We start from the raw sequence: 20,522 nt of genomic DNA, 5'->3' as shown, positions 1-20,522 counted from the left end.
AATTTCAGGTGTATTTATTTTCGACAAAATTCGCTTTTCTGACATTTCTTTCGGGTTCGATTAACATTGTATTTTTATCATGTGAGTGAATAATCAAATCATCGATACAGATAATCCCACAATGATTCAAAATTAGGATTAAAGCCATGCCAGCATATAAAGCTCCGCTACACGATATCCGCTTCTTAATGAATGAAGTACTAGATTACCCTGCTCACTATAAAACTTTATCAAATGGTGAAAATGCTGATCCAGATACTGTTGATATGATTCTTGAAGGTGCGGCAGATTATTGTGAAAACGTATTGTCGCCACTTAACCAATCTGGTGATGAAGAAGGTTGCCATTTTGACAACGGCGAAGTAACTACTCCTAAAGGATTTAAAGAAGCTTATGACCAATTCGTAATGGGCGGTTGGCAAGGTCTTTCTTACCCAGAAGAATTTGGTGGTCAAGGCCTTCCAATGTCTTTAAATCTGATTAAATCAGAGATGATGGGTACTGCAAACTGGTCATTTACCATGTACCCAGGTTTAAGCTCTGGTTGTATGAATACTATTTTGCAATTCGGTACTGATGAGCAAAAACAAACTTATATGCCTAAGCTTGTTGAAGGTACTTGGAGCGGCACAATGTGCTTAACCGAACCTCAATGTGGTACAGACTTAGGGCAGGTAAAAACTAAAGCTGAACCTCAAGCAGACGGTAGTTACAAAATCACCGGTACAAAAATCTTCATTTCTGCTGGTGAACATGATTTAACTGAAAACATCATTCATATCGTACTTGCACGCCTTCCAGATGCACCTGCTGGTACTCGTGGTATCTCATTATTCATCGTACCAAAATTCATGCCTACAGCTGATGGCGGTGTTGGTGAACGTAATACTGTCGCTTGTGGTTCAATCGAACACAAAATGGGGATCCGTGCATCTGCAACTGCGGTACTCAACTTTGATAATGCGACTGGTTATTTAATCGGTGAAGTGAACAAAGGCCTACATGCAATGTTTACCTTCATGAATACAGCACGTATTGGTACTGCTGTTCAAGGTATTGCACACGCTGAGTTATCGTTCCAAGGCGCATTACCATATGCCAAAGATCGTATGTCAATGCGTGCGCTTTCTGGTAAAAAAGATCCAGATAAAGTTGCTGATGCAATTATTCACCATGCAGACGTACGTCGTATGCTGTTAACTCAAAAAGCAATCGCTGAAGGCGGTCGCTCAATGATTTACTACGCTGCTCAAATCGCTGACAAAATGACAGACGCTTTAGCACGTGGTGATCAAGCTGCTTTTGAAGACTACGATGATAAACTTGGTTTCTATACACCAATTTTAAAAGGTTTCTTAACTGAACTTGGTTTAGAAGCTGCTAACCACGGTATGCAAGTTTACGGTGGCCATGGCTACATTAAAGAATGGGGTATGGAGCAAATCGCACGTGATGCGCGTATTGCGACTTTGTATGAAGGAACAACTGGCGTTCAAGCACTTGACTTGATTGGCCGTAAAGTGTTGTTAAGTTCAAAAGGTAAAGTAGTTCGTGAATACACTGCTGAAATCTTAAAATTCTGTGCTGCACATGCACGTAATAAATATTTACGTCGTTTTGCTTGGGACTTAACTAAGCTTTGTGCTCAGTGGAACACTTTAACAGTTCGTATCATGCTTGCTGCACGTAAAGACCGTGACATCGTATCTTCTGCTTCTGTAGATTTCTTAATGTTCTCAGGCTACGTGATGATGGCTTATTTCTGGGCTCAACAAGCTGTGGTTGCTTCTGAGAAATTAGAAGCAGGTAACGGCCAAGAAACTGCTGAATTCTATAAAGCAAAAATCAAAGTTGCTGATTTCTACTTCGACCGTTTATTACCGCGTGCTCAAGGTCATGCAGAATCAATGGTGACTACATCTCGCACATTAACATCATTACCAGTGGAACACTTTAGCTTCGATTACTAATCATTGTTAAATAGTGAAACGAAAAAGAGCGCAATATAAACTGCGCTCTTTTCATATAAAGAGGTATCTATTCTTTAGTTAAAACATAAGCCTGATTTGGAACAAAATAGTTTTGCTCTAAAAATTCACGATTTTTTCCATAGTCGCTATAAAGTAATTTTTCTAAATTCGTGACCAATTTTTTATTTGAATCAAGATTAAAATAAAAATTAACTTTAGATAATGGACATTGAATTGTTAGCTCGCGCTCTTTTTCATCTACTTTCCAATTTAGAGTAGGACATAACTGATTTACAGCGGCACTTTTAGCACCGTCCTTACTTCCCACACGACCAAAATGGACAACATTCCAATAAGCTGACCCATTTGGTAATAAATTTAAAATGTATTCTGCTTCGCCTGATTCACAATCAGCAAAAGCATCCTCGCATGAAATACGAGTGTGATATCGCCCTACATATTGCAATGAAGTTGCATTTAATTTTTGGGTTTGATCTGAGGTATCTTCAGGTAAAAAAGTTCGTCCAGCGACATAATCCAATGTTTTTATAGACGTACTACTTTTTATTAAGTTTTCTTCATGATTAGAACTAGAACTTGTAGTTGAGTGATCTTTTGAATTGGTATGGTTTATATCACAAGCACTGAGTGTCATGCACATCGCAGCCACTACAACCACATGCTTAACTGAAAAACGAGACCACTTCAAAGACATATACATTATTCACAGATAACAGCAACAGCTACATTTACGATTCAAATCAAGTATTAGCTGATTGCCGCTTTAAACTCTTAAGCCCTGAAAGGGTGCATTTTAGTAGATGTTAGTTTCGTTCATTTCAATCCTTTACATATTTTAACTATTTTACTTTTTAAAGGACTTTAAACCCGTTATTTCGTCTCCATATTTTTATTAAGCAAGAGTAATAGCTTCTTGTAACTTTTATCTTTAAGGAGAATTAGATGGCCAGTTCTGGTTTATATCGCTCGAACCGACACAGCATGATCGCCGGTGTAATGGGTGGTATTGCTGAACGTTTTGGTTGGAACGTAACTTTACTACGTGTCATTTTTGTTTTGATCTCAATTATGAGTGCTGCCTTTCCAGGAATTTTAGTTTATCTGGTTTTATGGTTAGTGATTCCTAAAAAACAGCCAGAACATATTGAAGGCTATCGACAATCCGTCCGAACAGTAAATGAAGAACAAGTACGTTAATTCATAACTTTGGTCGCTACGGTTGCATCCCCTAATCAACCGTAGCTTTTTTTATTCTAGAAATTATAGCTTTCGATTTAACTGTTGCTGCAATGCAGCAATCATATCTGCACGGCTAATCATTCCTATAAGCTTACGATCTTCAACAACAGGAATGTAATTAAAAGACTTTTCAACAAAGTATGGCACCAAATCTTGAATAGGTTGAGTTGGCAGTACGGTAACCACCCTACGGCTCATAATTTGTTTTACATAATGCTGCCAAGAATTCCTTGGGTCGGCTGCACCTTTAAACCACTCTACGACTTCATATAACGCTAAAGTTCCGACCAAATGGTTTTCTGCATTTACTACAGGTAGGCTCATTAAGTTCACTTGTTTAAACTTATCGAGTGCCTGATGAATATCATCATCTTCATGTAGTTTAATCACATCACGACTCATAATATCCTGACAGATATATTGATTTACCATACGCTCATTGGCATGTTCCTGAGCTTCTAAAATGATTTTTTCTAAATCATATTGGCTAATATCTAAAAGTTCAGTGTGATGCCCTAATGCATACTCAATATCTTTCGGCTGAATCGATACTTTTTGAGTTGGCGTTGGGTCCTTACTTCGCTCATTTAAATGCGCGGTAACCGGATAATGTCGCCCAATCAATCGATTAAAGAAAACAGCAAACCCAAGTAGAAGTAACGAATTGAGTAAAACTGGATAAAAAATAAAGTAAAACCCCAACTTATGAATTGCGGCCCCACCCAGCACGGCGGTAATCGCAACCGCTCCACTCGGCGGATGCAGAGAGTCGGTGGTCATCATTAAAAATATGGCAAAACCTACCGCGACACTAAAAGCTGTAGTTAAATCAGGAATCCACTGTGCACAGGCTACACCAATAATTCCGGCTAACGTATTACCAACAATCACATTCCATGGTTGGGCCAAAGGACTAGTCGGCACAGCAAACAATAGAACAGATGAGGCACCCATTGGGGCGATGTACCATGCATTAATTCCACCCAGAACATACCAGCTAATTAAGGAGGAAATTGCTAAACCACACAAAGCTCCAATTCCGCAAAGTAATCGTTCTTTTAATGGTAGAACCTTAAAATTTGGCTTTAAAATCTGTAACCATTCTGGCTGTATAACACTCACAGTACACCTTAGGGGATATGCCGTTATTTATAACGGGCAAAAGTATACGCCCAAAGACACATAAAGTGCATTTAAATTATACCTTTTAACTATCAGAAAACTTATTAAACCTATTCTTACTATTCTAATACTTTAATATTCAATCAATTTTTCATTTAAATAACGCCAATAACGCTTCGGCAAATATTGCACATGAAGTTTTATATTTTGCCGTTCAGTAATATTAACGCTCTTAAAATAATCCTTCCAAAGCTGATCATATAAAACTTCCTGCTCATCAAGCTCAAGCTGAAAGCTTTGGCTCATTCCATTTTTTAAATTACGATCAACATCCGAGGCTTCGAGTGAAACTTCATGCATTTCACGTAAATCATAATAGATTCCAAACTTGCGTTGTTCGTCATAAATAAGCCAACGTTGATCTTGATAACGCCGTTTAAAATGAGGCTGAATAAGCGGTAAAACATTAAAATCAGGACGTACTAAACTTAAAAAAAGCTCATCTTTAGTTTTCTTAAACCGAATAAAAGCTTCCATCCGATGCTTCTCTCGCCCGACCTTTTTCGTCCACTGCGCAATCGCTAAAACACTAGGATTTGAATAATCTTTTTCAATGGAAACATGGCTAGTAAACACATAAATACAGTAATTAAATAAATGCTGATAGGCATCTAAAGATTCAGATAAATAAGCAAAATAAAATTGTTTTAACGAAGAAGATGAAAGCTTTTTTTGTAGCGCAGACCACACACGCTCAGCATGCTGCTCGTTATTTGCAACCTCAATTTTATCGGCAAATAAGCCATGTTGAGCTGCATCATTTAAACAGAGCCTGACCTGCAATTCTTTAAATTGAAATGCACGAAAAACACAGCTCAGCAGCCCAACCATTGAACCATCAAAACAGTAAGCCACTTCATCATTAAACATGGCTAAAACCCAAGGCTTAATTGTGGCGAGAGTTGCTGCACATATTTCGAAGAACCCTGCGTTAAAATCTGCTGCCGAATAAAACTTGAAGATAACTCTTTTTGGAATTTCGGACTATCTTCACAGCGAATAAAGAATTTTGCACGCTGGTAAGCCACGCCGAGTTTTTTAAGTAAATCGATATGGATTTTTCCAAAACGGCGTGCCTGTACAATTTTCTTAGCTGATTTCACCCCAATACCCGGCACACGCAAAATCATTTGATAATCAGCACGATTTAAATCTACTGGAAACTGTTCAGGATGCCTTAATGCCCAGCTTAGTTTCGGGTCTACATCAAGGTCTAAGTTTGGGTGTTTTTCATTGACGATTTCATTAACCTGAAAACCGTAAAAGCGCATCAGCCAATCGCTTTGATAGAGTCGGTTTTCCCGCAGTAATGGCGGTGCAGAACCCACTGCTGGCAAATAATTATTTTCGGTATTAATTGGGATATAGCCAGAGAAATAGACGCGTTTGAGTTTAAATTCCTTATAATGTTTGTCTGCCATAAACAAGACATCTTGATCTGACTCTTGATGAGCACCCACTACCATTTGCGTAGTCTGCCCTGCTGGTACATATTTCGGTACATGCTTAATGATTTGGCGTTCATCTTTAAGCTGAATCAGTCTGTCACGAACCAAACCTAAATCTTTTTGCACTTCCTGATGTGATTTTTCTGGTGCAAAAGTTTTTAGCCCAATTTCGGTCGGCATCTCTAAATTAATACTCATCCGGTCAGCATATAAACCTGCTTCATGAATCAGTTCAGGCGATGCTCCCGGAATCGTTTTTAGGTGAATATAGCCATTAAAGTTTTCTTCAAGACGCAATTTTTTCACGACTTGAAGCATACGCTCCATCGTATGATCCGCCGATTTAAAAATGCCTGAGCTTAAAAATAAGCCTTCGATATAATTACGTCGGTAAAAATTAATGGTTAAATCTACAACCTCTTGCACCGTAAATGCTGCACGCTGGACATCATTAGAACGGCGTGAAACACAATAGGCGCAATCAAAAATACATACATTACTAAATAGAATTTTTAAGAGAGATACACAGCGGCCATCTTCGGTATAGCTATGGCAAATACCTGAATGACTTGCTTCTCCTAAACCTTTATCTTTGTTTCTACGGTCACTGCCACTTGATGAACAAGACACATCATATTTAGCAGCATCAGCAAGAATTTGTAGTTTTTCTCGTATGCGATCAGACATATCAAACGACTCATTTATGGCATCGTTTAAAAAATATCATTTTGCATTCTTAAATTTAATCCAGTGAAGTACGCTCGGCGTCATGAGGTGACGTATAGAATTTTAACGTTCCAACTTACTTCCATAAATGAGTAAATGCATCATCATTCATTTCGAATGATGATGCATTTACTCGAAATAAGTTCTTTTTAATAATTTAAAAGAATTATTGTTTTGAAGAATCCTGCTTTGGGTTACCGTAAATAAGTTTATTTTCAGTGGCATCAAATACAACTGGGAACCATTCATAGTACGCCATTCTAATCCTTTCTACTCGCATACGCCCTACTACATATGTATGTCCACCTACAAGATCAACAGAAATTCTTTCAGGCTTTCCAATAACCAGCTGTGAATTATGGTCAATTACAAGCTCGGTTTTCCCTTCTTTAACTTTAACAATTAATCCACCATGTGTAGATGAATTAAATGCTTTTCCATTTCTTACCTGCCAAGTACCTTGTTTACCATTAACTTCAAGCAATAAACCTTCACTCATCTGGTAATGAGAATCTGCACCAAGCTGCTGTTTTATTGTATTTTTACATGTAGCATCACACTTATTCGTAATTGTCACAATCTCGGATGAATTGATATTAGGGTCAGAATAAAGTGCTACAGGCGTACTACTACAAGAGCAAAGTAGGAATACAGAAGCAAAACAAAAAAATTTAAACATTCTTTTAATTTCCCAATAAATTTAGGCTTATGATAAATCAAGTTTTTTAATTACCCTATTATGAACAGCAACTTCTTTATTTCCCCTTATAATTTTTTTATAAGCTGGATGATATTAATTAAACATTTTGGTTTGATCGAATTTCCGAATACATTAACCTTTATTCATGCTATACATAGTTATAAGAATCAAACTTGCATTGATTTATATGAAACAAACTATTTTTAATAATTTTAGAATTTTTATTAAAAATTTGGATCCGAACAAAGGCCAAATTTTATATAGCCTTTTTAAAGTCCCACTCTACTTATTTATACCTGCATGGCTTCTATGGAGCTTCACCTTAATGCTGAATGAAGGGTTCACTTTAGAAATTCTAAAAACTATAGCGAGTTTGCCACTACTACTCATTGCGGTTGTAATGACCTATTACATACTCGCATTTGTTCCCGCTTATTTATTTCAACTCTTCTTGCAAAAGTATAATTTCATAAATTTTTTCTCAATTATTGTTAGTGCGATCATACTTATTACGTTAATTCTTAGTTTAATAGGTTTCGAATTCGCCCCAATAGAAACAATCATTTTCTTTAGTTATTTTTCTGTGACTTTCGCTATTACATATTGGATTTTATTGCTAAAAACTTTAAAAAAATCAGAAAAATCTCAAGACCAAAATTTCTCTTAGATCTGCTAGAAAGCCTTTATTACAGAGTGCAAAAATGCCTTTTAATTTTTTAAAAATCTTCATTCAAAATTTAGATCCAGATAAAGATCAAATTTGGCATTGTCTAATCATGACACCCATCTATTTATACATAGTTACTTTATTCATATTTTTAAGCTCTTTAATCATCCATAAAGATTTTTCTTTTGAGATTTTACTAAACACTCCTGTCGGACTACTCTTTATTGCAGCCATTTATTACATATTAGTTTTTATACCTGCTTATTTTTTACAACTATTCTTATTGAAATTCAATTTCATTAATTTCTTCTCTATTCTAGCCAGCGCAATTTTTCTTAGCTTTTTAATTCCAAATATTTTAGCAATTTTATTTATCACCCCATGGCAAATCCTTCCAATAGAAATCATATTTATGGTCAGTTTCTTTTCTTTAATTTTTGCTCTTACATATTGGGTTTTACTACTCAAAACTTTAAAAAAAGCAGCTAAACAATCAAATCTGAAATTACCAAACTAGCCTTTGCCACTCCCCTACAAAATCCTTATACTTAGGGGCAATTTTTCTCATAAATTCGTGGATGCTACATGAGTCGCGCCATCTCGCACATTGATACATTTCAGGGCTTAATTCTTGCCCTACAAAACTATTGGGCCGAACAAGGCTGCGTCGTATTGCAACCTTACGACATGGAAATGGGCGCTGGAACATTCCACACCGCAACATTCTTACGTGCTTTAGGGCCTGAGACTTGGAATGCTGCATACGTTCAACCTTCACGTCGTCCAAAAGATGGCCGCTATGGTGAAAACCCGAACCGTTTGCAACACTACTACCAATTCCAAGTGGTGCTTAAGCCAAATCCAGACAACATCCAACAGCTCTATCTTGATTCTTTAAAAGCAATCGGGATCGATACGCTTACTCACGATATTCGCTTTGTAGAAGACAACTGGGAATCTCCGACGCTAGGTGCTTGGGGCTTAGGTTGGGAAGTTTGGCTTAACGGTATGGAAGTGACTCAGTTCACTTACTTCCAACAAGTCGGTGGTGTTGAATGTTACCCAGTAACAGGCGAAATCACTTACGGTTTAGAACGTCTTGCAATGTACCTTCAAGGTGTTGACTCGGTTTATGACCTTGTTTGGACGAAAGGCCAATTTGGTACTGTAACTTACGGCGACGTATTCCATCAAAATGAAGTTGAGCAATCGACTTATAACTTTGAATACGCTCCAGTTGAAAAACTATTCGAACTGTTTGATTTTTACGAATCAGAAGCAAACCGTTTAATTGAAGCAAAACTTTCTCTTCCTGCTTATGAGCAAGTTGTTAAAGCATCTCATACCTTTAACTTGCTTGATGCACGTGGTGCAATTTCTGTGACTGAGCGTCAACGTTACATTTTACGTGTACGTACTTTAGCGCGTGCTATTGCACAAAGTTATGTACAAGCGCGTGCAGAACTTGGCTTCCCAATGGCAGAACCACACCTACGTGATGAAGTATTGGCACAGCTAAAAGCACAAGCTGAAAGTGAAGCAGCAAAGGCGGAGAAAAACTAATGAGCAAACATACTGTTTTATTCGAACTTGGCTGTGAAGAGCTTCCACCAAAAAGCTTAAAAACGTTACGTGATGCATTACAGGCAGAAACGGTAAAAGGCTTAAAAGGTGCTGGCTTAAACTTCGCCTCAATTGAAGCTTATGCTGCTCCACGTCGTTTAGCGCTTAAAATTGTCGATATCGATGCTGCTCAAGCGGACACTCAAAAACGTTTTGATGGTCCTGCTGTTCAAGCAGCTTACGATGCAGAAGGCAAACCGACTAAAGCACTCGAAGGCTTTATGCGTGGCCAAGGTATTACTGTTGATCAGCTTTCTACATTCCAAGCTGGTAAAGTTGAAAAAGTTTGCTATTTAAAAGATGTGAAAGGTCAAAGCCTTGATGCTTTACTTCCACAGATTTTACAAACTGCATTAGACAATTTACCAATTGCTAAGCGTATGCGTTCTGCGGCAAGCCGTACCGAATTTGTGCGTCCAGTGAAATGGGTTCTTTTACTCAAAGATGACCAAATTGTTGACGCGACTATTCAAGATCACAAAGCTGGTAATGTGACTTATGGTCACCGCTTCCATGCACCTGAAGCAGTGACTTTAGCGCATGCAAATGACTACTTAGCTGCCTTAGAAAAAGCTTACGTTGTTGCGAACTTTGAAAAGCGTCAAGCAACTATTCAAGAACAAGTGAAAAAGTTAGCTGATGAAGTGAACGCAACTGCGATTGTTCCAGCTGACTTACTTGATGAAGTAACAAGTCTAGTTGAATGGCCTGTAGCTTTACGTGCAACTTTTGAAGAACGCTACTTAGCTGTTCCTCAAGAAGCTCTTATTACGACAATGCAAGACAACCAGAAGTATTTCTGTTTGATCAATGCAGAAGGTAAATTACAGCCTTACTTTATTACTGTTTCAAATATTGAGTCTAAAGATCCGACTCAAATTATTGAAGGTAACGAAAAAGTTGTTCGCCCTCGTTTGTCTGATGCTGAGTTCTTCTTCTTACAAGATCAAAAGCAACCGCTTGCATCTCGTAAAGAAAAATTAGCAAACATGGTATTCCAAGCACAGCTTGGTACGCTTTGGGACAAATCAACACGTATTGCAAAACTTGCGGTTGCATTATCTTCAATCACTGGTGCAAACCCAGCCGATGCTGAAAAAGCTGCATTACTTGCTAAATGCGACTTAACCTCTGAGCTTGTTGGTGAATTCCCAGAACTTCAAGGTATTGCGGGTACTTACTACGCACGTATTGAAGGTGAAAACACTGAAGTTTCTGAAGCTTTAGGTGAGCAATATTTACCAAAATTTGCGGGTGATGTTTTACCTAAAACTAAAACAGGTACAACGATTGCCCTTGCTGACCGTTTAGATACGTTAGTTGGTATTTTCGGTATTGGACAAGCACCAACAGGTTCTAAAGACCCGTTTGCGCTTCGTCGTTCAGCAATTGGTATCTTACGTTTAATTATTGAAAATGAATTAGATGTAACCATTGAAGAGCTAGTGAATCTTGCACTTCAAGGTTATGGCGATATCGTTAAAGATCATGACAAAACTCGCGCTGACGCGGTTGCGTTCTTGGAAGGTCGTTACCGTGCTAAGTACGAAGACCAAGGCGTTGCCGTTGACGTACTTCAAGCCGTTCAAGCTCTTGCACCAAAATCTCCACTTGATTTTGACAAGCGTGTAAATGCTGTTAACCACTTCCGCACATTACCTGAAGCTGCTGCACTTGCTGCTGCAAATAAACGTGTTGCTAACATTCTTGCGAAAGAAGCAGCACCAGAAGGTTCTGTAGTTGAAGCGAACTTGGTTGAAGATGCTGAAAAAGCATTATTTGCCGAGCTTCAAGCAGTGACTCCTGTGGTTGAACCATTACTTGCAGCAAAAGACTACACTGCTGCACTCTCTAAGCTTGCAGCACTTCGCGCACCGATTGATGCATTCTTTGATTGTGTAATGGTAATGGCAGATGATGCTGACCTGAAAGCAAACCGTTTACGTTTATTGGCTCAGTTGCGTAGCTTGTTTACTGCAGTGGCTGATGTGAGTGTGTTGCAGGGTTAATTAGCTCATTATTAAATAAAGGGATCTTTTAGAGATCCCTTTATTTTTTTAGTTAAACAAATGCTTTAATTTCTTCTAAACTTTTCGATGGCTCAAACCACATAAAATCATAATCGGCCACATCATGAATATAAAACAGATCATTTTTCATGATTTCTTCGGCTTCTTGAATCGAAGAGCTTAGAACCAAAATTACCCCACCTACTCTATTTTCGCGGCGCCCCGACGCCAAAAATTTCTTTTGCTCATAGTAATGATCTAAAAACGCAATATGTTCTTTTAGTACAGCATCAACTTCGGCTAACGGTTTTTTATAAGTCAAGGTAACAACAATCATCTCATTCTCTTAAAGCAAGTAGCGCATGACATAACTTATTCGATAGTACGCCTATTCCCCCAATTCATCCACACCAAACTCCCTACAATAATTACTCCACCTAGCAGCACCATCATTGATGGTTTTTCATTTAAGAAAAGCACTGCCAAACTCATTGCGACAATAGGCGAACAATATAAAAAATTCGATGCAATCGTTAACGGCATATTTTTAAGTACATAGCCCCAAAGTACATACGCCATCGCACTTGGGAAAATACCCAATAAGACAACCGACATATTGGCTTGCCAAGTGGCATGTAAAATCTCATCAGGCAAATGAGCACTATAAAAAAGTAAAGGAATGGTTCCGAACCAAATGATGTAGCACATCATGCTCAAGGCATCATAATTTAAAGCAAATTTCTTATATAAATTAAAGTACAGCCCCCATGCAATTGCAGCTAAAACAATTAATAAACTATAAGGGCTCGGTACACCAAAACCATGATCTCCACTAACCACCAACACGGCGCCGCAAAGCCCCAATAAAATACATAGCCACTGTTTGAAACGAATTTGCTCTTTAAAAACTAAAGCTGAAATAATAAAGGTAAATAACGGAATAGATTGACTTAAAATGCTGGAGGCAACCGCAGTCACATATTGTTGCCCTGTATTTATCAGCAAATGATGCAGTGTTACAGAGAAAAATCCTAACACTCCAAGCGCAGGAGCATCTTTCCACTTTAAAGGCTGAATGCCTTTTTTTATGACCAAAAGCAGCAAAAAAAACGATGCAATCAAAAAGCGAAGTAAGGCAATGTGCTGCGGGGTATATGAATGCAAAGCACTATGCACACCAATAGGTGAATAGCCCCAGCAAAAGACTGTCACAGCAATACATAAATAGAGCTTAAATGCGGGAGGCTGAGTTTCGGCAGCAAGAGAAATTGCCATGTTAAATCTGCACTAATGAAATGGAACCCTTTCATCATATGCGCATGGATAATTCAATAAAATTAACTTATATTGAGTTTAATATTCATTAAAAGTGAATGATAAAACATGGATATCGCTCAATTAAAGATGTTCCAAACCGTGGTTGAATGCGGAACAATGGCAAAGGCATCAATGCAACTGCACTGTGTACCCTCCAACATTACGACACGGATTAAACAACTCGAAGAAGAGCTTGGTGCACCTTTATTTTATCGTGAAGGTAAAGCTTTAAAACTCACTCCATCAGGAGAAATTTTCCTAGATTATTGCCATAAAATTTTAGCGCTATGCGATGAAGCGAAACGAAGCATTCATCCAGATGCCCCACCTTCTGGTCCATTAAAAATTGGAGCAATTGAATCTTCTGCTACCACTCGTCTGCCAAACTTACTTGCGAAATATCATCAACGTTTTCCAGAAGTTTCTATTCAAATTATTACTGGCACATGGAAACAGTTACTAGTCGATATTTCTCAACATAAACTTGATGGTGCAATTGTTGCGGGTAATATTGAGTTTCCAATGCTCAATCAACTCAGTATTTACCAAGAAGATATGGTCTTAATTGCATCTCACTCTTTGGGAGAGATTCATTGCCAAGAAGATTTGATTGGTAAAGAAATTTTTATGTGGACTGAAGGCTGTCCTTACCGCGCAGCTCTCGAAGAATGGCTTAAGCTTAAAAACATCTCTCTTCCCATCACCAGCATTACCAGCTATGCCACGATTATTGGCTGTGTCAGTGCAGGCTCAGGGGTAGCTTTAGTGCCTAAAAGTATTTATGAGCAATATAAGAATTTGGCTCATATCCAAAGTTATAAATTTGAATATCTTGCCTTTATGCAAAATCACTTTTTCTGGCACAAAAATGTGAGCAACCATAAAGCCAGAGACATGTTTATAGAATTGATTAAGACTGAATTTAGTTTATGAATCATTGCAATGATTCGTTTAGCGCTATTAAATGATGATTTATCGTAATCAAATCGTATGGGTTTTATCTCATTGCAGTACAAGCTTTATTTTTAACAGTAAGATCACCACTTCATGTTTTGATTCTGGTTGGGGAGATTGATCCATATGAAAACCTTACAAGTGTTATGCGTTGCAAGTTCTATATTGGCTTCATCAACCTTATTTGCAGAAACAACACAGCCACAGCAAGTTGTTGAAACGACACCTAAAACACAACCTTATGGTGACAATCCTAGCTTAGGGCGCGTACTGTTGTATAAAACAGGCAAAGGTATACAAAATTTAGGAAACTCTATTCAAGGTGCTTCTGAAAAAACATCGAATAAAATTAGTGAGAAATGGCAAAATACCAAAGAATTCACTGCTGAAAAAGCAGAAGTGGTTCAACAAAAAGCAGATACCGCCAAAGTATTTACCGAACAGAAAATAGAGCAAGCCAAACAAAATATTACCAGTAGCCGAAATGGTGAAAATATTCCGATCGAGCAAGGTGAATTAAGTAAATCGAGCACAACAGCTAACTAATCTTTTGGATAGCGCGATAACTTCGCGCTCTTATTAACACAGATATTCATCTAGAAATAATGTCATTAACTATAAGAAAGCTGGGAATCTGCCTTATGAATAGTCAAAAACTCTTCTTTTCAACACTATGCTGCTTAGCATTAACTGCATGTGCGACCTCTACACCCCCTTCTTCATCTTATTCTCAGGCACAAGTTTTAGAACAAGATACGAATATCGAGGCTTATCCCTCTACTACAGGTAATGTAGCCAAACTCATTAAACAAGATAAACAAGCTTGTATGATTGAATTTACTGGCTATTTAGGGGGTGGACATGTAACTGAGCACTGGACTTTTAATAATAATGGTCTGATTTCAGCGACCTCATCGACTATGCAGTATCCTGATGAATCAGGCATATTAAATCAGGCAACCAACTCTACAACCAAAAGCTCAACGACATTTAATATTCAAGATCCAGAAATTCAGAATAATTTCAAGAAGCTCCAAAACAACTTTAATCCAGTGAATCTAGCAAAGTGTAATTAATACTTTTTACATAAAAAACCCGTTGCAGAAGTTACCCTTTGCAACGGGTTATAGCCATTTATAAATTTCTTGGACCTAATTTAAAAAATTATAAATAAGCTATTTAATTAATAGTCAAACCATTTGTTGCAGCCAGTAAATCAATACGAGGGAAAACTAATCCCGTTCTTGGATCAGTAATTGGTTTACCGGTCGTTTTTAAACGACTAATCGTTTGATCAATACTTTCTGTCGGACTCACACGATTTGCTCGTAATAAAGCAATTGCACCTGCCACATGTGGTGTCGCTTGAGATGTACCACCCATGGTGTAACCACCCGCCGTGATCATTGCTCCCGGTGCCAATAAGGTCACAAGACTACCACCATTACTAAAGCACGCCACTTTGTCTGCCGCTGTGGTTGGGTCAGAACATTTCACTGGATTCCCCCATGACACACCACCAATATTACTATCATAAACAGCACCTACTCTTACTGCACCAGCTACACAAGCAGGAGATGAGATGCCATCTGAAAATGCATCATTACCTGAAGCGACTACAGGCACCACACCAGCAGCTCGTGCATTGGCAAATGCCGTTCCATAACTGCTATCACTACACTCAGAGGTATATTTAACACCCGGTACGCCAAGGCTCAAGTTAACTGCTTTAATATTATAGGTTTGTGCATTATTTACAGCCCAGTTAATCCCTGCGAGGATATCACTATCATAAGCTGTGCTTACCCATTTACCTTGGGATCTCACTTTTCTAAAGACATCAATACCTATAATTTTGGTCTTGGTAGCAACCTTAGATACGATCCCTGAAACATTACTACCATGCCCATCATCATCTAAAGCTCCATCATCTGGTGCACTATCAAATGAATAAACCACTCGACATGTGCTTGATGGTGTATTTACTGCCGTACAGCCAAAATCAGAGTGAAGATAATTCACACCTGTATCGATCACCGCCACACTAGAGCCTTCGCCCGTAAAACCATTGGTATTGGCTTGTGGTTGATTAATTAAAGGTAAACTTTCATTGGTCGTAGTCTGGTTAATACGGTTCGGATAAACCGCTTTAACATTTGGATCATTTAATAAAGTCACCAAAGCTTCGCGATTACTAATTCGATAGAAAGCTAAAGGCAAATTATTGTAGTCCCGAAGTACTTGTACACCACCAGCACGGTTAAACCTTGCCTGTATATTCTTTTTATTTGTTGCAATATAACTCCGCCGTTCTAAACCGGAAGGCACACTCACCGAAGGAATATTGTATTCGACGATTAAATCATTCGAATCATTATTAACCAAGGCATCCAAATCGATTTTGCCCTTAAATACTTTTTGTTTTGCTGCTTGATTTAACCGCTGTTTAGCACCTTTAGAGTCCAAAGGAAGAGCGGATGCAGTTGTACTTAATATTGTACATAGACCTAATAGAAATAACGTTTTACTTTGCATTATTTTTCTCCGTAGTTTTTCAACTAACAATTTGCTTATTTCGCTTTTATTTCATTTGCTGGATCTTTTTCTGGATCAATCGGTTGAATAGAAAGATCACTTTTTGTGTCATAAAAAGGGACGGTATCAGCTGATACCGATTGAGGATGAGTTGAATGTTGAGATAGATTTTTAGGTTGAGTAGGCTCCTTAAGTTTAGAAAGAAAGGACGCGGTGTCTGGTTGTGGCGAATTCGACTCATGTAAAGCAGAATTGAACACATCAGATGCACCACTTGTTGGCTTAAGATAGAGAACAACGGCGACCAAGCCGACCAATACAAGAAGGGAAGCAATAATTTTCATCTGTCATATCTCTGTTTTTTTGTTTATAGATATCTATTTTTATTTTTGATTATTCGAAATAAAGTGCTATTTCTTTCAATACATTTCATGTGAAATTTCTATTTAATGAAATATACAAACCTGAGAAAAGCCAAAGTACCTTTTCCCGAATAAACAAAAATACAGTTCTGCCCTGTACATTTATATTTCTGGCAGAAGATGGTTCAAAAAAGTGCTAAAAAAGCACTCCATTCTCATAATAAGCAATAATTATGCCGTTTCCTCTAATAAATAATTAGATTCACATCACATTTAAAGATATAAAGAACAAGTCAGGAAAAAACGAAAGAGAAAAAATTAAAGGATATTTTTTAAAAAAGGAAAGACAAGCGAGCTTAATTAGAATATCTAACAAATAAATGTTCTTTTTCACTTTATTATTAATTTTTATTAATCTTCACAATTTATCCCTAGTCTGTTTACTCAACGTAACACTGTTGTAACATTTTGATGAAGTTAGTTCCCAAGCCCATATTTCCTTGGCTATGATTCGTTTGCGTTTATGAAATACCTCACTAAAAGGGTATATTCTTTGAAGGATATCGCAATGAAAATGATGAAAACAGCTATCGTTACTGCAAGTGTTCTTGCTTCTGCCTCTATTTTTGCACAAAGTGCGGGCGTTAATGCAGGTGCTTCTGCTCAAGTAAATGTACAACCGGGTGGTCTTGTTAGTGGCGTAGCCAATACAGTCAAAAATACTGCACATACTGTGGGTAGCACAGCAAAGCATGCTGGTCATGTAGCGGCTGACACTACAGTTAAAGCTACAAAAAAAACAACAGGCAAAGTGACTGAACTTTCTTCTAAAGCTGCAAATGGTACAAAACATTTTGCTGCCGAAGCTGCGACAGGTACTAAAAATGTAGCAACTAAAGCTGCAACTGGTACTAAACATTTTGCTACCGAAGCAGTAACAGGTACTAAAAATGTAGCGACTAAAGCTGCAAACGGTACTAAAAATCTAGCAGTTGAAGCGAAAGCTGATACAAAAGCAAGTGTTGATGCTGTAAAAGCTAAAGTTGCAGAAAAACAAGCAGACCAAAAAGAATTTACTGCTGAAAAACAAGCTAATGCTCAAGCACATGTAGATACTGTAAAAACTCGTGTAGCTCAAAGCCAAGCCGAGCAAAAAGAGTTTGTAGCAGACACAAAAGCAGATGCTCAAGCGAAGTTAAATGCAGCTCAACCAGCACATGCAATTAATGCTCAAACTGGTGTAAATGTTGGTGTTAACGTTGGCCCTGTTGGAGTTAACACAAACGCAAATATAAATGCTGGTGCTCAAGCGTCTACACAAAAAGCTGAAAAGAAATCTTGGGTTAAAGGTCTTTTCGGTACTAACTAATCCGTTATAAATAAAAAAAGGGCAATTAATTGCCCTTTTTTATTTACCAAAAATCAAGTATTTAGCTCGTTTCAGTTAAAACTAAGCCTGCACGCAAACCAAGCTTCACATTTGGGTTTGGAAATAAAATCCAGACTTGATCTTGCTCAACCACATAATTACCAGAAGGTTGAATTGCAATGATTTCACCTTTGGTAAAAGTTGAAAAATTCGGAGCTTCAGCTGATAAATTCATCTTAAAATCTTCATCTTTTTTAATTAAAGAATCAGACACTTTAAAGACTCGAATTTTTGTTTTATTGCGTAGCGGCAAGACTTGCTCAGAAACTACATTACGAATGACTTCATCAATTGCTGCAAATTGGCTCAAGTCATTTTGCCCAAATGGTAAGGCTTTACCTAACTCTAAAGTTGCGCTCGCAGCTTTAAAATTCTCACTCGTAAAATGTGTAAACGTTTTACCTACTGCATTGTGATAAACCAAAGCATCCAAATCGGCTGCTTCAAGACTTGCTGTTAAATCAGCATCATAGCTATGGGTTTGATAGGGAAATAAAGCAAACGTTGGTAACAATGAAGCACGAATTGCTGTATGTAAATCATAGTGATAGCGTTTAGCGTCACTTGCACTTTCTTGAAAGAAGTTTGTGACAACTTGCTCTAAAACTTCAGCACGCTTTGATTCCTCAGTCACGCCTAGAGTTTTATACCCGCCACAAAACATTCGATTTACATCATCATACACATAGCGTTTGCCTTGACGCATTGCATAGGGGTTAGCCAATACAAGCAGCAACCTCACAGCAAGGTTTAAACGCCCTGCAAATAAATCCGTGCAAAGATGAGATAACAATTCAATTGGTGCTGTTTCATTACCATGCACTCCAGCTGACAGTACGACAGCTTTGTCGTACTGTGCGTTTGGGGTGCATTCAAGAAGTCCTTCACCCAACCAACGCCAAGAAAAATTATTTTGTTTTCCTTCGCGAGTTGTAGGCTGCTCACCTTGTAAGGTTAATGCTAGAAAATCTTGCATGTCACCTCCTCATTATTTTTGGAAAGGATAAACCGAACCCAAACCTAAAATTTTGGTCAGTTCGTCAAGTGCCATACGGCTTTCCATTAACAAATGTGGATCAGCCAAATCTTCTTGTGCTAAACGATCACGATAGTGTTTATCTACCCATTGATTGAGTGTGCCAAACAATTGATCATTCATTAGAACTTTTGGATTTACGGCATTCAACTCAGTTTCGTTCAAAGCTACGCGTAAACGTAGACAAGCTGGACCACCACCGTTACGCATACTTTCACGTAAGTCATATACCTGAATAGCATCAATTGGCGTGCCCATTTGAATCATGTCATTTAAATAGCCCCACACTGCTGCATTTTGACGAGACTCTTCCGGTACAACAATAGTCATTCCACCATCTGGACGAGTCAAAATTTGGCTATTAAATAAATAGGTTGCTACGGCATCGTCTACAGTAACGCGGTTTTCAGGCACTTCAATCGAAATAAAGTCTTCACCGATGCTTGCCATTTTTTTACGAATTTCAGCAAAAGCCTGATCTTGATTTAAAAAGGCATGTTGGTGATGGAATAAAACCTGTTGGTTACTTACCGCGATCACATCGTTATGGAAAACGCCCTGATCAATTACATCCGGATTTTGCTGAACAAAAACGGTATGTGCATCATCTAAACGGTGCAAACGTGCAATTGCTTCACTTGCCTCGCGCGTTTGTCGAGCCGGATAGCGTTTTGGTCCCGGCAAGCCATTATTTAAATGTTGTTGACCATAAACAAACACCTGAACACCGCGCTTAGCATAATCACCCCCTAAACGATTGTGATTGGCTGCACCTTCGTCACCAAACAAAGCCACTTGTGGCAAGGCTTCGTGGTGTACAAAGTGGCGTTCATTTTTAAAGATTGCTTGTAAAACTTGGCTTGTAGTTTCAGCTTCAATTGAACGATGAAACTTATTGTTCAGGTTCGCTGCTGTGAAATGCACACGCTCATCTTGGCTATCTGCCGAAGGTGAAACAGTAGCCGCATTGGCAGTCCACATTGGAGAAGCTGAACTTAAAGATGACAATAGTTCAGGTGAATGACGCATTGCTTGAGCAATAACACTAATGTCATCACCTGTAAAGCCTAAACGGCGTAACATTGGAACATGTGGACGCTCATGCGGAGCAAGTACACCTTGTTTCATTCCCATGTCAGCCAAAGCTTTCATCTTTAGCAAACCTTGTTTCGCTGCTAATTTTGGATTCGAGGTATTATTACGGTTTTTTGTCGATGCTTCATTACCAAACGACAAACCCGCGTAGTGATGTGTTGGTCCCACTAAACCATCGAAATTTACTTCATATCCTTTCATTTTTTTCT

The 20,522-nt window shown here is 38.2% G+C and carries 20 protein-coding genes; 9 read left to right on the top strand and 11 right to left on the bottom strand.

The window, feature by feature from the left end:
• Positions 1-146 precede the first annotated feature (146 nt).
• Positions 147-1,970, top strand: coding sequence for an acyl-CoA dehydrogenase C-terminal domain-containing protein (locus ACYU0V_RS02000; protein WP_002116803.1), 1,824 nt, complete (start codon positions 147-149; stop codon positions 1,968-1,970).
• Positions 1,971-2,037: 67 nt separating this feature from the next.
• On the opposite strand, the gene ACYU0V_RS01995 is transcribed toward ACYU0V_RS02000, so the two are convergent.
• A complete protein-coding gene (locus ACYU0V_RS01995) occupies positions 2,038-2,685 on the bottom strand; it encodes a hypothetical protein (RefSeq protein ID WP_081035553.1) in 648 nt (215 codons plus the stop codon).
• 248 nt (positions 2,686-2,933) lie between these two features.
• Here ACYU0V_RS01995 and ACYU0V_RS01990 point away from each other — a divergent pair, with 248 nt between their 5' ends.
• Positions 2,934-3,188 carry a PspC domain-containing protein gene (locus ACYU0V_RS01990; protein ID WP_002116779.1) on the top strand — a complete coding sequence of 85 codons (255 nt, stop codon included), beginning with the start codon at positions 2,934-2,936 and terminating at the stop codon, positions 3,186-3,188.
• 63 nt (positions 3,189-3,251) lie between these two features.
• Here ACYU0V_RS01990 and ACYU0V_RS01985 read toward each other — a convergent pair whose 3' ends face one another.
• The 4 genes from ACYU0V_RS01985 to ACYU0V_RS01970 all read right to left on the bottom strand — a co-directional run bounded on the left by ACYU0V_RS01985 (position 3,252) and on the right by ACYU0V_RS01970 (position 7,265).
• A complete protein-coding gene (locus ACYU0V_RS01985) occupies positions 3,252-4,352 on the bottom strand; it encodes an HPP family protein (RefSeq protein WP_104075319.1) in 1,101 nt (366 codons plus the stop codon).
• 132 nt (positions 4,353-4,484) lie between these two features.
• Positions 4,485-5,282 (bottom strand): TIGR03915 family putative DNA repair protein, encoded by a 798-nt coding sequence (locus tag ACYU0V_RS01980; protein WP_461848845.1) that lies wholly within the window; start codon positions 5,280-5,282, stop codon positions 4,485-4,487.
• 2 nt (positions 5,283-5,284) lie between these two features.
• Entirely contained in the window at positions 5,285-6,547 is a 1,263-nt protein-coding gene (locus ACYU0V_RS01975) for a putative DNA modification/repair radical SAM protein (RefSeq protein WP_461848843.1), read from the bottom strand.
• A 205-nt stretch (positions 6,548-6,752) separates the two neighbouring features.
• Positions 6,753-7,265 carry a hypothetical protein gene (locus ACYU0V_RS01970; protein ID WP_017387009.1) on the bottom strand — a complete coding sequence of 171 codons (513 nt, stop codon included), beginning with the start codon at positions 7,263-7,265 and terminating at the stop codon, positions 6,753-6,755.
• A 722-nt stretch (positions 7,266-7,987) separates the two neighbouring features.
• On the opposite strand from ACYU0V_RS01970, the gene ACYU0V_RS01965 reads away from it, so the two are divergent.
• The 3 genes from ACYU0V_RS01965 to glyS all read left to right on the top strand — a co-directional run bounded on the left by ACYU0V_RS01965 (position 7,988) and on the right by glyS (position 11,585).
• Positions 7,988-8,470: a hypothetical protein gene (locus ACYU0V_RS01965; protein WP_199992168.1), complete on the top strand. Its 483-nt coding sequence runs from the start codon at positions 7,988-7,990 to the stop codon at positions 8,468-8,470.
• 68 nt (positions 8,471-8,538) lie between these two features.
• Positions 8,539-9,516, top strand: a complete 978-nt coding sequence (gene glyQ, locus ACYU0V_RS01960) for a glycine--tRNA ligase subunit alpha (protein WP_002044989.1) — start codon at positions 8,539-8,541, stop codon at positions 9,514-9,516.
• A complete protein-coding gene (gene glyS / locus ACYU0V_RS01955) occupies positions 9,516-11,585 on the top strand; it encodes a glycine--tRNA ligase subunit beta (protein ID WP_461848840.1) in 2,070 nt (689 codons plus the stop codon). The genes glyQ and glyS overlap by 1 nt, the downstream gene beginning before the upstream one ends.
• A gap of 52 nt (positions 11,586-11,637) precedes the next feature.
• Here glyS and ACYU0V_RS01950 read toward each other — a convergent pair whose 3' ends face one another.
• Both ACYU0V_RS01950 and ACYU0V_RS01945 read right to left on the bottom strand, forming a co-directional pair.
• Positions 11,638-11,922, bottom strand: coding sequence for a YciI family protein (locus tag ACYU0V_RS01950; RefSeq protein ID WP_461848838.1), 285 nt, complete (start codon positions 11,920-11,922; stop codon positions 11,638-11,640).
• 35 nt (positions 11,923-11,957) lie between these two features.
• Entirely contained in the window at positions 11,958-12,860 is a 903-nt protein-coding gene (locus tag ACYU0V_RS01945) for a DMT family transporter (RefSeq protein ID WP_461848836.1), read from the bottom strand.
• A 108-nt stretch (positions 12,861-12,968) separates the two neighbouring features.
• On the opposite strand from ACYU0V_RS01945, the gene ACYU0V_RS01940 reads away from it, so the two are divergent.
• The 3 genes from ACYU0V_RS01940 (at position 12,969) to ACYU0V_RS01930 (ending at position 14,932) form a co-directional block, all read left to right on the top strand.
• The gene (locus ACYU0V_RS01940; RefSeq protein ID WP_086265755.1) at positions 12,969-13,835 is read left to right on the top strand and encodes a LysR family transcriptional regulator; all 867 of its coding nucleotides are present in this window, start codon (positions 12,969-12,971) and stop codon (positions 13,833-13,835) included.
• Positions 13,836-13,982: 147 nt separating this feature from the next.
• A complete protein-coding gene (locus tag ACYU0V_RS01935) occupies positions 13,983-14,402 on the top strand; it encodes a hypothetical protein (protein ID WP_017481690.1) in 420 nt (139 codons plus the stop codon).
• 95 nt (positions 14,403-14,497) lie between these two features.
• Positions 14,498-14,932 carry a hypothetical protein gene (locus ACYU0V_RS01930; RefSeq protein ID WP_461848833.1) on the top strand — a complete coding sequence of 145 codons (435 nt, stop codon included), beginning with the start codon at positions 14,498-14,500 and terminating at the stop codon, positions 14,930-14,932.
• Between the two features lie 103 nt (positions 14,933-15,035).
• On the opposite strand, the gene ACYU0V_RS01925 is transcribed toward ACYU0V_RS01930, so the two are convergent.
• On the bottom strand, positions 15,036-16,391 hold the full coding sequence (locus tag ACYU0V_RS01925) for a S8 family peptidase (protein WP_461848831.1): 1,356 nt from the start codon (positions 16,389-16,391) through the stop codon (positions 15,036-15,038).
• A 35-nt stretch (positions 16,392-16,426) separates the two neighbouring features.
• A complete protein-coding gene (locus ACYU0V_RS01920; RefSeq protein WP_046811856.1) occupies positions 16,427-16,735 on the bottom strand; it encodes a hypothetical protein in 309 nt (102 codons plus the stop codon).
• Positions 16,736-17,321: 586 nt separating this feature from the next.
• Here ACYU0V_RS01920 and ACYU0V_RS01915 point away from each other — a divergent pair.
• Positions 17,322-18,122, top strand: a complete 801-nt coding sequence (locus tag ACYU0V_RS01915; RefSeq protein ID WP_068530125.1) for a hypothetical protein — start codon at positions 17,322-17,324, stop codon at positions 18,120-18,122.
• A gap of 61 nt (positions 18,123-18,183) precedes the next feature.
• Here ACYU0V_RS01915 and astE read toward each other — a convergent pair whose 3' ends face one another.
• Together astE and astB are read right to left on the bottom strand one after the other, a co-directional pair.
• Positions 18,184-19,158 (bottom strand): succinylglutamate desuccinylase, encoded by a 975-nt coding sequence (gene astE / locus ACYU0V_RS01910; RefSeq protein ID WP_461848829.1) that lies wholly within the window; start codon positions 19,156-19,158, stop codon positions 18,184-18,186.
• Positions 19,159-19,170: 12 nt separating this feature from the next.
• Positions 19,171-20,514 carry an N-succinylarginine dihydrolase gene (gene astB / locus ACYU0V_RS01905; RefSeq protein WP_130119867.1) on the bottom strand — a complete coding sequence of 448 codons (1,344 nt, stop codon included), beginning with the start codon at positions 20,512-20,514 and terminating at the stop codon, positions 19,171-19,173.
• Positions 20,515-20,522 lie beyond the last annotated feature (8 nt).

This window comes from Acinetobacter sp. X9 (assembly GCF_054889255.1).
Note: the sequence above shows the minus strand (reverse complement) of the source record. Positions and strands in the feature narration are given on the sequence as shown.

Coding starts and splice junctions, on each gene's coding strand:
- ACYU0V_RS02000 (WP_002116803.1), top strand. CDS start 147: ATGCCAGCATATAAAGCTCCGCTACACGATATCCGCTTCTTAATGAAT.
- ACYU0V_RS01995 (WP_081035553.1), bottom strand. CDS start 2,685: ATGTCTTTGAAGTGGTCTCGTTTTTCAGTTAAGCATGTGGTTGTAGTG.
- ACYU0V_RS01990 (WP_002116779.1), top strand. CDS start 2,934: ATGGCCAGTTCTGGTTTATATCGCTCGAACCGACACAGCATGATCGCC.
- ACYU0V_RS01980 (WP_461848845.1), bottom strand. CDS start 5,282: ATGTTTAATGATGAAGTGGCTTACTGTTTTGATGGTTCAATGGTTGGG.
- ACYU0V_RS01975 (WP_461848843.1), bottom strand. CDS start 6,547: ATGTCTGATCGCATACGAGAAAAACTACAAATTCTTGCTGATGCTGCT.
- ACYU0V_RS01970 (WP_017387009.1), bottom strand. CDS start 7,265: ATGTTTAAATTTTTTTGTTTTGCTTCTGTATTCCTACTTTGCTCTTGT.
- ACYU0V_RS01965 (WP_199992168.1), top strand. CDS start 7,988: ATGCCTTTTAATTTTTTAAAAATCTTCATTCAAAATTTAGATCCAGAT.
- glyQ (WP_002044989.1), top strand. CDS start 8,539: ATGAGTCGCGCCATCTCGCACATTGATACATTTCAGGGCTTAATTCTT.
- glyS (WP_461848840.1), top strand. CDS start 9,516: ATGAGCAAACATACTGTTTTATTCGAACTTGGCTGTGAAGAGCTTCCA.
- ACYU0V_RS01950 (WP_461848838.1), bottom strand. CDS start 11,922: ATGATTGTTGTTACCTTGACTTATAAAAAACCGTTAGCCGAAGTTGAT.
- ACYU0V_RS01945 (WP_461848836.1), bottom strand. CDS start 12,860: ATGGCAATTTCTCTTGCTGCCGAAACTCAGCCTCCCGCATTTAAGCTC.
- ACYU0V_RS01940 (WP_086265755.1), top strand. CDS start 12,969: ATGGATATCGCTCAATTAAAGATGTTCCAAACCGTGGTTGAATGCGGA.
- ACYU0V_RS01935 (WP_017481690.1), top strand. CDS start 13,983: ATGAAAACCTTACAAGTGTTATGCGTTGCAAGTTCTATATTGGCTTCA.
- ACYU0V_RS01930 (WP_461848833.1), top strand. CDS start 14,498: ATGAATAGTCAAAAACTCTTCTTTTCAACACTATGCTGCTTAGCATTA.
- ACYU0V_RS01925 (WP_461848831.1), bottom strand. CDS start 16,391: ATGCAAAGTAAAACGTTATTTCTATTAGGTCTATGTACAATATTAAGT.
- ACYU0V_RS01920 (WP_046811856.1), bottom strand. CDS start 16,735: ATGAAAATTATTGCTTCCCTTCTTGTATTGGTCGGCTTGGTCGCCGTT.
- ACYU0V_RS01915 (WP_068530125.1), top strand. CDS start 17,322: ATGAAAATGATGAAAACAGCTATCGTTACTGCAAGTGTTCTTGCTTCT.
- astE (WP_461848829.1), bottom strand. CDS start 19,158: ATGCAAGATTTTCTAGCATTAACCTTACAAGGTGAGCAGCCTACAACT.
- astB (WP_130119867.1), bottom strand. CDS start 20,514: ATGAAAGGATATGAAGTAAATTTCGATGGTTTAGTGGGACCAACACAT.